Source organism: Desulfuromonas acetoxidans DSM 684, assembly GCF_000167355.1.
Classification (GTDB): Bacteria; Desulfobacterota; Desulfuromonadia; order Desulfuromonadales; family Desulfuromonadaceae; genus Desulfuromonas; species Desulfuromonas acetoxidans.
Genome location: NZ_AAEW02000014.1, coordinates 86,040 through 98,846, shown reverse-complemented (window position 1 = coordinate 98,846; position 12,807 = coordinate 86,040). Strand labels below are relative to the sequence as shown.

The following is a 12,807-nucleotide window of genomic DNA, read 5'->3' as shown; positions in this document are numbered from 1 at the left end:
CAATATAAGTAAACAATAAGCAGGGAGAACAAATGGTCATTACACGAGCAACAGAATACGCGATCCGTGCCATTCTCTATATGTCGAAGTTTCCGCCAGGAGAGATTGTGCTGAAAAAGGATATCTGCCAGACGCAGAATGTCACCCCAGCGTTTCTCACGAAAATCTTTCAGCCGATGGTGAAGGCGGGGATCGTTGGATCGCAGCGCGGTGTCGGCGGTGGTTTTTATCTGCGCCATAAACCCGAAGACATCACGGTCTATGATGTTTTTAAAGCTCAGGAGGATCCCTTGCATATCAACAAATGCCTGGGAGATGAAAACTGTTGTGAGCGTGACAATTATTGCCCGGTTCATGGTGCATGGAAAGAGGTGCGAGAGAGCATGATTCAGCAACTTTCAGAGTATAATTTTGCTCGACTCGCTGAAGAAGAAGAGGCAAATCTCAAAAAGTTAATGGCGATGGACAAGCACGAAGAAGCGTCCTAGCGACCTCTACCATGATGTGATAATTGTCAACAACGACAGGGTCTAATGGACGTTTAACCCTATTGACTTAAATTGTGAATCCGACTAATATTAGTCAATTTTATCGCATCGTTAACTCAGAAGGTTAGGGGTTATATATTATGGATACAGAACAGGCAGAAGCTTATCGTGCTATCCTGCAGCAACAGCTCGAAGATCTGTTGCGCGAGGCGGGAAAGACCGTATCAGGCATGACTGATGAGCATGAAAACTTTCCTGATCCGACGGACCGTGCCTCCATGGAATCAGACCGCAATTTCGAGTTACGAATTCGTGATCGTGAGCGGCGTCTGATCGCAAAAATTCGTGCGGCTCTGGAGCGTATTGATGAAGGCACCTTCGGAATTTGCGAAAGTTGTGAAGAGGAGATTGGAGCGGCGCGTTTGAGAGCCCGTCCCGTCACCACCCTGTGCATCGACTGCAAAACCGAGCAGGAACGACAAGAACGCATCGGTTAAAAATTAACGTCCCGTGGAAGCTTCTTCCACGGGACGTTTTGTTTGAGCTATGAAGGTGCTGTAAAGATCGGCATGTCGTTCAAGGGGGGCTTTTAATCCAAGCCTCGCTCATGTCAGGGGGCTCAAAGATTGCTTTGTTTGCCCGCTTTGTGTACTGTGCATGTCATCACAACGCAAAGACATTTTGGCAGGCCTTTCATGACACACGATAAACTTTATTCACATCTGCAACCCGTACATCCCTTCGAATTCAATGAACGTGTTGTCGCCGTGTTCGATGACATGATCACCCGCAGCGTTCCGCTGTACCGTGAATCACTGTTGCGCCAGGCGCAATTGACATGTCGTTTTTATCAGCCGGGTTCCCGTATTTATGATCTGGGTTGCTCCCATGGAAATTTTGGATTGGAACTGCTCCATCAGATGGATGGCCAGCCCTTTCATCTTGAAGCACTTGACAGCTCCGCACCCATGCTGGAACAGTATCGACAGCGACTACAAGGTGGTTGTGAAACGGAGTGTATTCATCTAGTTGAAAGCAGCATTGAGGATTATCCGCTGGAGAAAGCCTCTGTGATTGTTATCAATCTAACGTTGCAATTTTTGTCTCCCGAGGTGCGGAAAACGTTACTTGCCAGGGTCTATGATGCCCTGCTGCCCAGCGGTATTCTGTTGTTGTCGGAAAAAGTTGTCCATGCGGATTCTGATCTGGATGCGTTACAGCAAGATTTTTATTATCGATTCAAAAAAGAAAACGGCTACTCGCAATTGGAAATCAGTCAAAAGCGTGAAGCTCTGGAAAATGTCCTGATTCCGGAAACCTGTGAGCAGCATGTGGCCCGTCTGAACGATGTCGGCTTTGATAACATTGATATCTGGTTGAAATGGTTTAACTTCATGTCGTTATTATGTTTGAAGAAATAGATAAGCTTATAGCTGCCATTGCCCAGGGCGAAGAGCCTGTTTGGGCGCAGTCGCTGACGGAATTTGTTGAAAAGAAACGGCAATTTCTTCTACGTGACAGAAAAAGCCAAGCGTATCTGCAGCTGCTTGAGAATATCCCCGACAACCTGAAGCTTGAAGCTGATCTGGACCGGGATTGGGTGTCTATCGGCAAGGCCGGTGAGCTCCCAGCAGATCAGGATCAAAAGATTCAACACGCTTTGTTCGGTTTGCGACCCTGGCGTAAGGGCCCTTTTAAGATCCTTGGTACGGAAGTGGATACAGAATGGGTCTCCTACCTGAAGTGGAATCGCCTCAAAGAACAGATTGCGCCCTTGCAGGGACGGCGGATTCTCGACGTTGGCAGTAGCAGTGGCTATTATCTGTTCCGAATGCTTGCGGCAGATCCGAAATTAGTGGTTGGTCTGGAACCGTATCAAACCTTCTATTTTCAGTATTGCCTGCTACAGAAGCTGCTCAAGCAACCCTGCTGTTATACATTGCCGGGGAAATTTGAAGAATTACCTGAGATGACTGGTTGCTTTGATACTCTGTTTCACATGGGTGTGCTTTACCATGTCCGTTCTCCGCTTGACACTCTGACCCGGATTCGACGCACCTTGCGGCGCGGTGGCGAACTGGTTCTGGAAACGCTGGTGATCCCCGGAGAAGAGCAAGTCGCATTGACGCCAAGCGACCGATACGCCAAAATGAACAATGTGTTCTTTCTGCCGACGGTCAATGGTCTGGCCAATTGGCTGGCACGTGCCGGTTTTACCAAGATTCGCTGCATTGACGTGACGCGAACAACCTCTGAGGAACAACGAAAAACGCCGTGGATTCAGACGGAATCCCTAGCGGATTTTCTTGATCCTCAGGATGCGTTGAAAACCATCGAGGGCTATCCGGCACCTCGACGGGCATTGATGTTGGCTGAAGTCAAATAATGACGACAAGGGGGGACCGTGGACCATATTATCGCCACATTACAACGGCATCAGTATGCTGCCCTTGAAGATCAGCATCAGAAAGGTCGCGCCTCGGTGGCCCTGATTTTGCGTCATGGTGCTCAGGGGATTGAGTTGCTGCTGATTCAACGGGCCAAACATCCGAACGATCCCTGGTCCGGGAATCTCGGTTTTCCAGGTGGGCGTATTGATCCCGAAGATGCCACGGCCTATGATGCCGCAGTGCGTGAAACCCGCGAGGAGGTGGGATTGAGCCTGGCGCAACAGGATTACGTCGTGCGCCTGGATGATCATCACGGTGTGCGCATTCCGGTGTGTGTCAGCTGTTTTGTATTCTCAATTGCTGACAATGCTGCGGAGCTGGAAAAAAACTACGAAGTCTCCAAAGCGTTCTGGGTGCCGTTACGCTCGCTGCAGGACCCGGAGAAGCATCACCTGGCGACAGTGTCATGGCATGGTAAATCGATTGCCGTGCCAGGGATCGATCTTGGTGGCGAACTGCCGGTCCTCTGGGGGTTGACCTACCGTTTTATCCGTCATTTCTTTACCGTTATCGGTGAGCCGTTAAGCGACTGTCCCCAAGGAACCATGCTATGATGCCCTACCCTGAGCATCCGATTCTGTTGGTTGATGACGAGGAGCCGTGGTTGCATAGTTTTGCCCTGACCTTGCGTCAGCGCGGCGGGATCAACAATGTGCTTAAAAGTTCCGACAGCCGTGAGGTTCTGCCACTTCTGAGAAATCAAGTTGTCGATACCGTAGTGATCGATCTGACTATGCCCCACATCAGCGGCGAAGAGCTTCTTGAGCAGATCAGCCATGAGTTTCCGGAAATTCCCGTTATTGTCATCACCGGAATGAACCAACTGGACGTTGCCGTAAGCTGTATGAAGGCTGGTGCTTTTGATTTTTTTATCAAAACGGCAGAACGGGAACGGCTGATTGCCGGTGTTAAACGGGCCATTGAATTTAACAGTCTTAAACTGGAGAATCAGCGTCTACGCAGCAAAATGCTAGCGACACGCTCACGGCACGCGGCATTTGAAGAGATTGTCACTGATGATCCGGCCATGTTTAAACTGTTGGATTATCTCGAGGCGGTCTCACCCAGCCGTCACCCGGTTCTCATTTGTGGCGAAAGTGGGACCGGCAAAGAACTTATCGCCCGTGCTGTCCATCAGCTCAGCTGCCCGGAGCAGCCTCTGGTCGCAGTTAACGTTGCTGGGTTAGATGACGACATGTTCGCGGATACCTTGTTTGGTCATGTTGCCGGTGCCTTTACCGGAGCCAGCAGCAAACGTTTTGGGATGGTAGAACAGGCCGCCAATGGGACGCTTTTTCTTGATGAAATCGGAGACTTGAGTCTGCACTCCCAGGTGAAACTGTTGCGTCTTGTTCAGGAACGCGAGTTCCTTCCCGTCGGTAGTGACAAGGTAAAGCGGTCTCAGGCACGTATCGTTTGTGCGACCAATGTTGATCTGGAACAGAAGATAAAAGATGGGAGGTTTCGAGCCGACCTCTATTACCGTCTGGCCACCCATCAGGTTGTTGTCCCACCGCTCAGAGAGCGACGTGCTGATCTCCCCTTGCTGGTGAATTACTTTGTTGATCAGGCGTCAGTGGATCTTGCCAAACCGCGGCCCGCGGTTAAAAAAGAGTTGATTACCCTGTTGCATTGCTACCATTTTCCCGGCAATGTGCGTGAATTGCAGGCGATGATTTACGATGTGTTGAGCCGTTATCATTCTGGGGTGCTGCCGCTAGACGGCTTTCGAGAAAAAATCTTATCCACACCCTCCGGTGGGATCACCGAGCTGGTTGAAGAGATGGTTTTTCCGGAGCACCTGCCCAGCTTGCAGGAGATGTCGCGGTTATTGGTGGAAGAAGCCATGAGTCGTGCTCAGGGCAATCAACGGACAGCTGCAGCGTTGCTGGGTATTTCTCAGCAGGCGTTGAGTAAGCGTTTGAAAAAAATGTCACCTTCGTAGCAGGCTGTTGAAAACACGTTGCGGAGCTTGTGGCCGGGCGGGCAAAATCAAGGACGGGTTTTTAAGGGCTTGATGTTGCAAGCAGGGTGAATTGTATTTCCAGCGTGTAGAGCAGAATGCCCCCGGAGAGAACTGTTCAATATCCTGCTCGTGCCCTGTCGACACAAATCCTTCGGGGCCGGCTTTGCCTCACCTTTGCCACGATGTTGCAAAACCTTGTCTGAGCAGCGTATTGCTGTACCGTGTATTTTCATCTAGAGCCACGATATGGGCATCAAGCCTGACAACTTAAGTTGTCGCCATCCTTTTGTTGTGACTCGTGGTTTCCCATCAAAAAAACTATTTTATTTCAGATAATTACATAGTTTTTTTGCCGCGTGTAGACATTAGAAATATTTTGTCTACAATTTCTGTTGTAGCCTCTCTGTCGTGTAAGGCAGCCAAGTAGTTGTCGCCAATATCTTGTAATTATTTACATTGTTGTCTTTTTTTTTCATCTGGCTTAGCCGTTGCAACGTGCCATTACTAAAAAGTAACAAAGCGTTGACCAGAGAACAATGGGTGAAAAAGATGGCAGAAATACCAAAACAGGTCGTGGTGCTGAATACGATCAATCAGGTATTTACCCACCGGCTACCACTGATATTGCGTGGTTATAAAGTTGTAGAATTTTTTCACCTCGAAGATGTGGTGAATTGGCTGGAGACTTGTAGCGCCAATACAATTAATGTCGCCGCGATCATTCTAAATCTCAAAGAGGTTGATCCGCTTCTGATCACTTTGTCAGAGTTCCATGTGCCCATCTGTGTTGTCAGCACGGATGAGATGTTGGAACGCCAACTGAAGAGATGTATGAAATCAGCATCTCATGGGCATCTCATGTTCTGCCGCGATGAAAATCAGCTTGAAGTGATATTTCATGAATTTAACTGAGGAGCTTTGATGAAAAAAACAGTACGAAACATTGTCATCGTTGTGTTGATTGTCAATGTTAGCTTGGTCGCAGTTGCAGCAGTGGCGGACCTTGGCTGGCTGGGGCCACTACTTGTTGTTGCTTCGATGCTGACGGCGTTAACAGGAAGCTGGGTTGCCGTGTTGAGCACCCAAAAGGCACCGACAGCACAAGGGCCCTCCAGTGATGTTGTCACGGCCGCGCAGGAGCTATTTGTCTGCCTGGAAACAGAAATCACCGGGCAATGTCGTGATGCGCAAAGTGAAAATGCTCAGGTGCAGAATATCCTTGCCGATGCCATAACCAAACTGATTGCCAGCTTCAGCGAACTTGAGGAAAAAACCGTTGAACAAAAAGAACTGGCAGTGACGTTAACCCGTGGACAAGACAATGACAGTGCGATGACATCCTTTAAGGCCCTGTTTGAAAACATTGAAACAGTCATGCAACGTCTGCTGGATGCTACCATCGAAAATAACAGTCAGACAAATCGACTTGTTGCATCCATGGATGAAACCCAAGACCAGTTCCAAAAAGTTCTCGGTATGCTTGGTGAGGTGCGCAAAATTGCCGATCAGACCAACCTGCTCGCTATCAATGCCGCTGTCGAAGCCGCCCGTGCAGGGACCGCCGGAAAGGGATTTGCCGTGGTTGCTGAAGAGGTGCGGAATCTGTCTATTCGCTCCAATCGCTTCAGTGAACAGATTGATACCTCGGTCCAAGCGATCTCAACGGCTTTGGGACATGTCGGCACATCCATTCGGGAACTCTCCGAGAACTCCAGCCAGTTGGTGACAGAAGAAAGTGATCATATCAGCACCACCATGGATCAGGCGCAACAATTCAATCAGATGGTTGAAAAAAGCGCGGGTCAGATTTCGTCTATTGCCGAAGATGTATCGCAGCTTGTGCGTCAAGCGGTGACATCGTTGCAGTTTCAGGACATGTCCACCCAGGTCATTGGAACGGTTACCCGGCGACTTACGGCCATGGACGAATTGATACACAGTGTCGCGCAGCAATCGCAACAGTTGCCCGCGATTGAGGACGGGGATCTCGCCGGGCAGAGCGAGGTTCTGGAAATGATTTTGAAGAGTTCAGCTCGACTGGTTCGCGAAAGCCACCACAATCCGGTGTCGCAAAAAAACATGGACGAAGGTGACATTGAGCTTTTTTGAGTTGGTCTAAGTAAATAATCAAGAACACAGAGAGATAAAGCAAAAGGAGAACAGACTCTATGGCAAAAACAGTGTTAGCGGTCGATGATTCAAAATCGATCCTGCAGATGGTGTCCTTCACTCTCAAAGGTGCCGGTTATCAGGTGATTGAAGCCGGCAACGGTCAGGAAGCTCTCGCCGCCGCGCAAAAACACAAAGTTGACCTGGTGCTCACCGACCTCAACATGCCGGTGATGGACGGGCTGACCCTGGTACAGAAACTGCGCGCCGCGCCCACCTACAAATTCACCCCGATTCTGATGCTCACCACCGAAGCCGGAGCCGACTTCAAGGCCAAAGGCAAAGCCGCGGGGCTTACCGGCTGGCTGGTCAAACCCTTTGATCCGCAAAAACTGCTCGGTGTCGTCAAAAAAGTGCTCGGCTAAACAGGCTGTTGAAAAACAGCCTGTGGAGCCCATGGACGGGCGACCAAAATCAAGGACAGGTTTTCAAGCCCTTGATTTTGTAAGCAAGACGGAAATCGCATTTTCGGCTTGCGTCATTGAAAAGGCCCTGGATGGGACCTTTTCAACATCCTGCTAGACAGGCCACAACGGAGAAGCCATGTTTGAACTGGAAAGCAAAACCATTCAAAACAGTGACGGCGCAGCCTATCAACTGCTGATTGTCAGCGGTGATCTGGGTATCGCCACCATCGGCCAACTTAAAAACGATCTGCTCAGTGCCCTGCAGAGCCATGACCACGTGATTCTTGACATGGCCGCCGTCACCGATGTCGATTACAGCGTGTTGCAGCTCTTATGCAGCGCCAACAAATACGCTCAGAAGTATGGCAAACACTTCCAGATCAAAGGCCAATGCACCGAAGCCTTTATCGATCGTGCTCAATCCCTCGGCTTCTTTCGCGATCAGGCCTGCAACGAGGCCGAAGATCCGATGAAATGCCTGTGGATACCGGAAAACCTCACCTAAAACCGCCGAGCAAAGACGAGGACGCCCATGCAGGATGCCCCACAAAATGCCTTTAAGGAAGAAGCCTACGAACTGCTCAGTGAACTCGAAGATTCGCTGCTAGAGCTTGAAGAACAGCCCGACGACCACGAGACCATCAGCAAAGTGTTCCGGGCCATGCACACTATCAAAGGCTCCGGTGCCATGTTCGGGTTTACCACCATCTCCGAATTCACCCACGAAGTTGAAACCGTCTTCGATCTGGTGCGTAACGGTGAGTTGCCCGTCACCAAACAACTCGTTGATCTGTCGCTCAAGGCCCGTGACCATATCCTTGCCCTGCTCGATTGCGACGCTGAAGAACAGGGGGGATACGCCGCCCAGGGTGCAGACCTCGTTGCACAGTTCCAGGCTCTTGCCGGAGGTGGCAGCGCACCAGCCACCCTCGCCGCGTCGGTAGCTGACGCTGACAACGCCGACACCAAAAACGACTACACCACCTACCGTATCCGCTTTCGGCCATCACTCGATATTATGCACAACGGCACCTCCATTGCCCAACTGCTCGATGAACTCGCCGAACTCGGCACCTGTCGGACCATCGCCCATAAAGCAAATGTCCGAGCTTTGGACGAGCTTAATGCTGAAGACTGCTATGCCAGCTGGGATATCATCCTCACCAGCGACTGTGGCGAAGATGCTATCCGTGACGTGTTCATCTTTGTCGAAGACGATTGCGAACTGATTATCAAAGCGATTGATCTCGGCAGCGATGAGGATGGCATGGACCGCAAACGCCTCGGTGACATTCTCATTGAACGCGGCGAGATCAGCCAGGCCGAAATCGACGACGTCCTCGCCCACAACAAACGTATCGGCGATCTGCTCGTCGAAGCGAATCTTGTCAGTCGTGACCAAGTCGACTCCGCCCTGCTCGAACAGCAGGAGATTCGAAAACTCAAAGAAAAGAAAAAAGAAAAAAGCCAAGGTGCCAGCAGCCTGCGCGTCCCCGCTGACAAACTCGACGACCTCGTCAACCTCGTCGGTGAAATGGTCACCGTCCAGTCGCGCCTCAGCCAGGTCGCCAACCAGCGTCACGACGCCGATTTGCTCTCCATCGCCGAAGAAGTCGAACGCCTCACCGAAGACTTACGCGACAGCACCCTCAACATCCGCATGCTACCCATCGGCAGCACGTTCAGCAAATTCAAACGCCTCGTGCGCGACATCAGCGCCGATCTCGGCAAAGAAGTCGAACTCAAAACCACCGGCGCCGACACCGAACTCGACAAAACCGTCATCGAGCAACTCGGCGACCCCCTCGTCCACATCATCCGCAACAGCATGGACCACGGCATCGAGATGCCCGACGACCGCGTTGCCGCCGGCAAGCCCCGCACCGGCCAGGTCCACTTAAGCGCCGAACACTCCGGCGACAGCGTCATCATCAACATCAGCGACGACGGCAAAGGCATGGATCCCGAAGTGATCCGCCAAAAAGCCATCAGCAAAGGCGTCATCGGCGCCGACGACCAACTGAGCCACACCGACCTGCTCAACCTCATCTTCGCCCCCGGCTTCTCCACCGCCCAGCAAGTCACCGGCCTGTCCGGGCGCGGCGTCGGCATGGACGTCGTCAAACGCGCCATCGAATCATTACGCGGCAGCATCACCCTCGACAGTCAAAAAGGCCAGGGCAGCACCGTTAGCCTGCGCATCCCCCTGACCCTCGCCATCATCGAAAGCCTGCTCGTCCAGATCGGTGACGGCCGCTACGTACTGCCCCTGTCCGCCGTTGAAGAATGCATCGAACTCACCGCCCAAGACATCCACGACTCTCACGGCCGCAATCTCGCCAAGGTTCGCGGCCACCTGGTGCCCTACGTTCCGTTACGCGAAGAATTTGCCATCGACGGCAACCGGCCCGCAGTACAGCAGATCGTCATCACCCAGATCAACGGCCAGCAGCTCGGTTTCGTCGTCGACAACGTCATCGGCGAACACCAGACCGTTATCAAATCCCTCGGCCCCATGTATCGCGATGTGCAGTGTGTCTCCGGCGCCACCATCCTCGGTGACGGCAGTGTTGCTCTTATTCTCGACATTGTTTATCTGATGCAGAAAGCCAGTGAGGAGGGGCGTGTCAGCCAACCGTAAAAAACACCTACAGGTTTTAGACAACACGATTAAGCATAAGGGGAAAGGAGAACCACCATGTCCGCAGAAGATTTGGAGCAGATGAACCAATATCTGACCTTCAAGCTCGACGAAGAAGTCTTTGCTCTCGAAATCGCCAAAGTACGCGAAGTACTCGACTTCACTGATGTCACCAAAGTGCCGCAGACTCCCATCTTCATGCGTGGCGTTATCAATCTGCGTGGCAGCGTTGTCCCCGTCGTCGACATGCGGGTCAAATTCAGCATGCGTGAAGCCGAAGCCACCGTCAACACCTGCATTATCATCACCGAAGTGGTCATGGACGGCGAACCCAGCGTGCTCGGCGCCCTGGTCGACTCAGTCCAGGAAGTGCTCGAACTCGACCCCGACCAGATCGAACCACCGCCACGCATCGGCACCAAGCTTGATACGGAGTTTATCCGTGGCATGGGTAAGCACAACGACGAATTCATCATTATTCTGGATATTGACCGGGTATTCTCGGCTGATGAAATTTCGCTGATTCAGCAAAACAGTGATGCCACTAAAGCGTGATCTTTCAACTCGACTAAGGGGGATAGATAGATGTTAACCAACATGACACTGGCGAAAAAACTGATTTTGGGTTTTGCCGTTGTACTGGTGCTGCTCATGGCTGTTGGCGGTATTGGCTATAACGCTCTGAACACGGCTGCAGATGGTTTTGGAGATTATCGTGAACTGGCCAAAGAAACCAACCTGTCCGGACGCGTGCAGGCCAACATGCTCATGGTGCGCATGAATGTCAAAGATTTTATCATTACCGGCAGCGAGGAGGATCAGCAACAGTATCAGGACTATCTGCAGAAGACGATGGAGTTTCTCAATCAGGCGCATGAATTGATTGAAGATCCCAAACGGTCTGCAATGTTGGGTGTGGCAACAGAAGATTTAAACGCATATAAGACAGATTTTGAAAAAGTCGTGGTGCTGATGAATCACCGGGATGACCTTGTTAATAATGGCGTTAATATCACTGGGCCAATGATAGAAAAGGCGCTTACCAAAATCCTTGAGAGCGCGCGAGTGGATGGTGATATGGAAGCGGCCTATTACAGCAGCCAGGCGCTGCGCAGTTTGTTGTTGGCCCGGTTGTATGTCATGAAATTTCTCGAGGGGAACTCTCAACAGGCGATTGACCGGGTTAATCAGGAGTTTTCAGCACTGGACAAGTATTATCGTCTTCTTGAAGAAAACCTGCAGAATCAACAGCGCCGGACGCTGTTAGTTGAAGCCAGGGAGACTAGTGAAAAATACGCTAAGGTGTTCGAGGAAATTACAACGACAATCTTCGAGCGCAACGATTACATCAAGAATAGCCTTGATGTCCTTGGCCCGAAGGTTGCGGCCGAGTTTGAAGATGTCAAGCTGGATGTCAAAGAGATCCAGGACCAACTTGGACCTCAGGTGCAGGCGTCGAATGAAAAGGCCGTTCAATTGATCATGGTCCTGGTTGTTGCAGCAATTATTTTAGGTGCTGTCATTGCCCTTCTGCTGATTCGTGGCGTGATGCGCCAGCTCGGATGTGATCCGGCGATTATCGAGAGGGTGATGGGAGTGCTGGCGGAAGGCGACCTGACTCAGAAATTGGATGTTACGGATAAAAACCGCCATAGTGTCTATGGTTCGGTTGCCAACATGGTGGAAAAGCTCAAAGACGTGGTGGAAAACGTTAAAGGTGCCTCCACCAATGTGGCGGCCGGTAGCCAGGAGCTCTCGGCCAGTTCCGAAGAGATGAGTCAGGGTGCCACAGAGCAGGCTGCGGCTGCTGAAGAAGCGTCCTCGTCCATGGAAGAGATGGCGGCGAATATCAAGCAAAATGCCGATAACGCCATGCAGACGGAAAAGATAGCCATCAAGTCGTCTCAGGATGCTCAGAGTGGCGGTGAAGCTGTGGCTGAAACCGTTAAGGCCATGAAGGATATTGCTGAGAAGATCTCGATTATCGAAGAGATTGCCCGCCAGACCAATCTGCTGGCACTCAATGCGGCGATCGAAGCGGCACGAGCTGGTGAGCATGGCAAAGGGTTTGCCGTGGTAGCTTCGGAAGTACGTAAACTGGCTGAGCGCAGCCAGAGTGCTGCGGCTGAAATCAGTGATCTGTCGTCGAGCAGTGTCGAGGTGGCGGAGAATGCCGGTGAGATGCTGGCCAAAATGGTGCCGGATATCCAACGCACTGCTGAACTGGTCCAGGAAATTGCCGCAGCCAGCAAAGAGCAGGATACCGGGGCTGATCAGGTCAATAAAGCGATTCAACAATTGGATCAGGTCATTCAGCAGAATGCGTCTGCTGCTGAAGAGATGGCGTCCACTTCTGAGGAACTTAATGCGCAAGCCTCGCAATTACAGGACACCATTGATTTCTTTCGAGTTGAAGGCGGCACAACGGTGAAAACGCCACCGCGCCGTATTGAGCCGACAATGAAAAAGATTGCCATACCGCCCGCGAAAAAAACTGAGCCGGCTTCAGGGTTGGCTCTGGATATGGGGGCAGGACGCGATTCACTGGACAGTGAGTTTGAGGAATATTAATCCGTAAAGACAGAACTCCGGCCCTCTGGTGGAAGGTAGCTTCCGCCAGAGGGTTTTTAAGCTGATTGAGATTAGAGGAAGCTATGGTTGGCGTTGTTCTGTCCGCAGTGTCGAG

The 12,807-nt window shown here is 51.3% G+C and carries 13 protein-coding genes; all 13 read left to right on the top strand.

What is annotated here, in order from left to right; translation table 11 throughout:
- Positions 1-32 precede the first annotated feature (32 nt).
- The 13 genes from DACE_RS12225 to DACE_RS12165 all read left to right on the top strand — a co-directional run bounded on the left by DACE_RS12225 (position 33) and on the right by DACE_RS12165 (position 12,692).
- Complete coding sequence (locus DACE_RS12225; RefSeq protein ID WP_006001694.1) at positions 33-488, top strand: RrF2 family transcriptional regulator; 456 nt, start codon at positions 33-35, stop codon at positions 486-488.
- Between the two features lie 140 nt (positions 489-628).
- Positions 629-985 carry an RNA polymerase-binding protein DksA gene (gene dksA / locus DACE_RS12220; RefSeq protein ID WP_006001692.1) on the top strand — a complete coding sequence of 119 codons (357 nt, stop codon included), beginning with the start codon at positions 629-631 and terminating at the stop codon, positions 983-985.
- Positions 986-1,183: 198 nt separating this feature from the next.
- Entirely contained in the window at positions 1,184-1,909 is a 726-nt protein-coding gene (gene cmoA / locus DACE_RS12215) for a carboxy-S-adenosyl-L-methionine synthase CmoA (RefSeq protein ID WP_006001690.1), read from the top strand.
- On the top strand, positions 1,894-2,874 hold the full coding sequence (gene cmoB / locus DACE_RS12210) for a tRNA 5-methoxyuridine(34)/uridine 5-oxyacetic acid(34) synthase CmoB (RefSeq protein WP_006001689.1): 981 nt from the start codon (positions 1,894-1,896) through the stop codon (positions 2,872-2,874). The genes cmoA and cmoB overlap by 16 nt, the downstream gene beginning before the upstream one ends.
- Positions 2,875-2,892: 18 nt before the next feature.
- Entirely contained in the window at positions 2,893-3,492 is a 600-nt protein-coding gene (locus tag DACE_RS12205; protein ID WP_006001686.1) for an NUDIX hydrolase, read from the top strand.
- Entirely contained in the window at positions 3,489-4,883 is a 1,395-nt protein-coding gene (locus tag DACE_RS12200) for a sigma-54-dependent transcriptional regulator (RefSeq protein WP_006001684.1), read from the top strand. Before DACE_RS12205 ends, DACE_RS12200 begins: the two co-directional genes overlap by 4 nt.
- 570 nt (positions 4,884-5,453) lie before the next feature.
- A complete protein-coding gene (locus DACE_RS12195) occupies positions 5,454-5,816 on the top strand; it encodes an RNA-binding protein (protein WP_040367262.1) in 363 nt (120 codons plus the stop codon).
- Between the two features lie 9 nt (positions 5,817-5,825).
- Positions 5,826-7,013: a methyl-accepting chemotaxis protein gene (locus tag DACE_RS12190; RefSeq protein ID WP_006001680.1), complete on the top strand. Its 1,188-nt coding sequence runs from the start codon at positions 5,826-5,828 to the stop codon at positions 7,011-7,013.
- 59 nt (positions 7,014-7,072) lie between these two features.
- Positions 7,073-7,438, top strand: coding sequence for a response regulator (locus tag DACE_RS12185; RefSeq protein WP_006000708.1), 366 nt, complete (start codon positions 7,073-7,075; stop codon positions 7,436-7,438).
- A gap of 178 nt (positions 7,439-7,616) precedes the next feature.
- Complete coding sequence (locus tag DACE_RS17440) at positions 7,617-7,985, top strand: STAS domain-containing protein (RefSeq protein ID WP_006000710.1); 369 nt, start codon at positions 7,617-7,619, stop codon at positions 7,983-7,985.
- 27 nt (positions 7,986-8,012) lie between these two features.
- Positions 8,013-10,121 carry a chemotaxis protein CheA gene (locus tag DACE_RS12175; RefSeq protein ID WP_006001677.1) on the top strand — a complete coding sequence of 703 codons (2,109 nt, stop codon included), beginning with the start codon at positions 8,013-8,015 and terminating at the stop codon, positions 10,119-10,121.
- 57 nt (positions 10,122-10,178) lie between these two features.
- Positions 10,179-10,676 (top strand): chemotaxis protein CheW, encoded by a 498-nt coding sequence (locus tag DACE_RS12170; RefSeq protein ID WP_006001675.1) that lies wholly within the window; start codon positions 10,179-10,181, stop codon positions 10,674-10,676.
- A gap of 30 nt (positions 10,677-10,706) precedes the next feature.
- Positions 10,707-12,692, top strand: coding sequence for a HAMP domain-containing methyl-accepting chemotaxis protein (locus DACE_RS12165; protein ID WP_006001673.1), 1,986 nt, complete (start codon positions 10,707-10,709; stop codon positions 12,690-12,692).
- The last annotated feature ends 115 nt before the right edge of the window (positions 12,693-12,807 follow it).

What these genes read in the sequence shown, in the direction of transcription:
- DACE_RS12225 (WP_006001694.1), top strand. Translation starts at nt 33, where the DNA reads ATGGTCATTACACGAGCAACAGAATACGCGATCCGTGCCATTCTCTAT.
- dksA (WP_006001692.1), top strand. Translation starts at nt 629, where the DNA reads ATGGATACAGAACAGGCAGAAGCTTATCGTGCTATCCTGCAGCAACAG.
- cmoA (WP_006001690.1), top strand. Translation starts at nt 1,184, where the DNA reads ATGACACACGATAAACTTTATTCACATCTGCAACCCGTACATCCCTTC.
- cmoB (WP_006001689.1), top strand. Translation starts at nt 1,894, where the DNA reads ATGTTTGAAGAAATAGATAAGCTTATAGCTGCCATTGCCCAGGGCGAA.
- DACE_RS12200 (WP_006001684.1), top strand. Translation starts at nt 3,489, where the DNA reads ATGATGCCCTACCCTGAGCATCCGATTCTGTTGGTTGATGACGAGGAG.
- DACE_RS12195 (WP_040367262.1), top strand. Translation starts at nt 5,454, where the DNA reads ATGGCAGAAATACCAAAACAGGTCGTGGTGCTGAATACGATCAATCAG.
- DACE_RS12190 (WP_006001680.1), top strand. Translation starts at nt 5,826, where the DNA reads ATGAAAAAAACAGTACGAAACATTGTCATCGTTGTGTTGATTGTCAAT.
- DACE_RS12185 (WP_006000708.1), top strand. Translation starts at nt 7,073, where the DNA reads ATGGCAAAAACAGTGTTAGCGGTCGATGATTCAAAATCGATCCTGCAG.
- DACE_RS17440 (WP_006000710.1), top strand. Translation starts at nt 7,617, where the DNA reads ATGTTTGAACTGGAAAGCAAAACCATTCAAAACAGTGACGGCGCAGCC.
- DACE_RS12175 (WP_006001677.1), top strand. Translation starts at nt 8,013, where the DNA reads ATGCAGGATGCCCCACAAAATGCCTTTAAGGAAGAAGCCTACGAACTG.
- DACE_RS12170 (WP_006001675.1), top strand. Translation starts at nt 10,179, where the DNA reads ATGTCCGCAGAAGATTTGGAGCAGATGAACCAATATCTGACCTTCAAG.
- DACE_RS12165 (WP_006001673.1), top strand. Translation starts at nt 10,707, where the DNA reads ATGTTAACCAACATGACACTGGCGAAAAAACTGATTTTGGGTTTTGCC.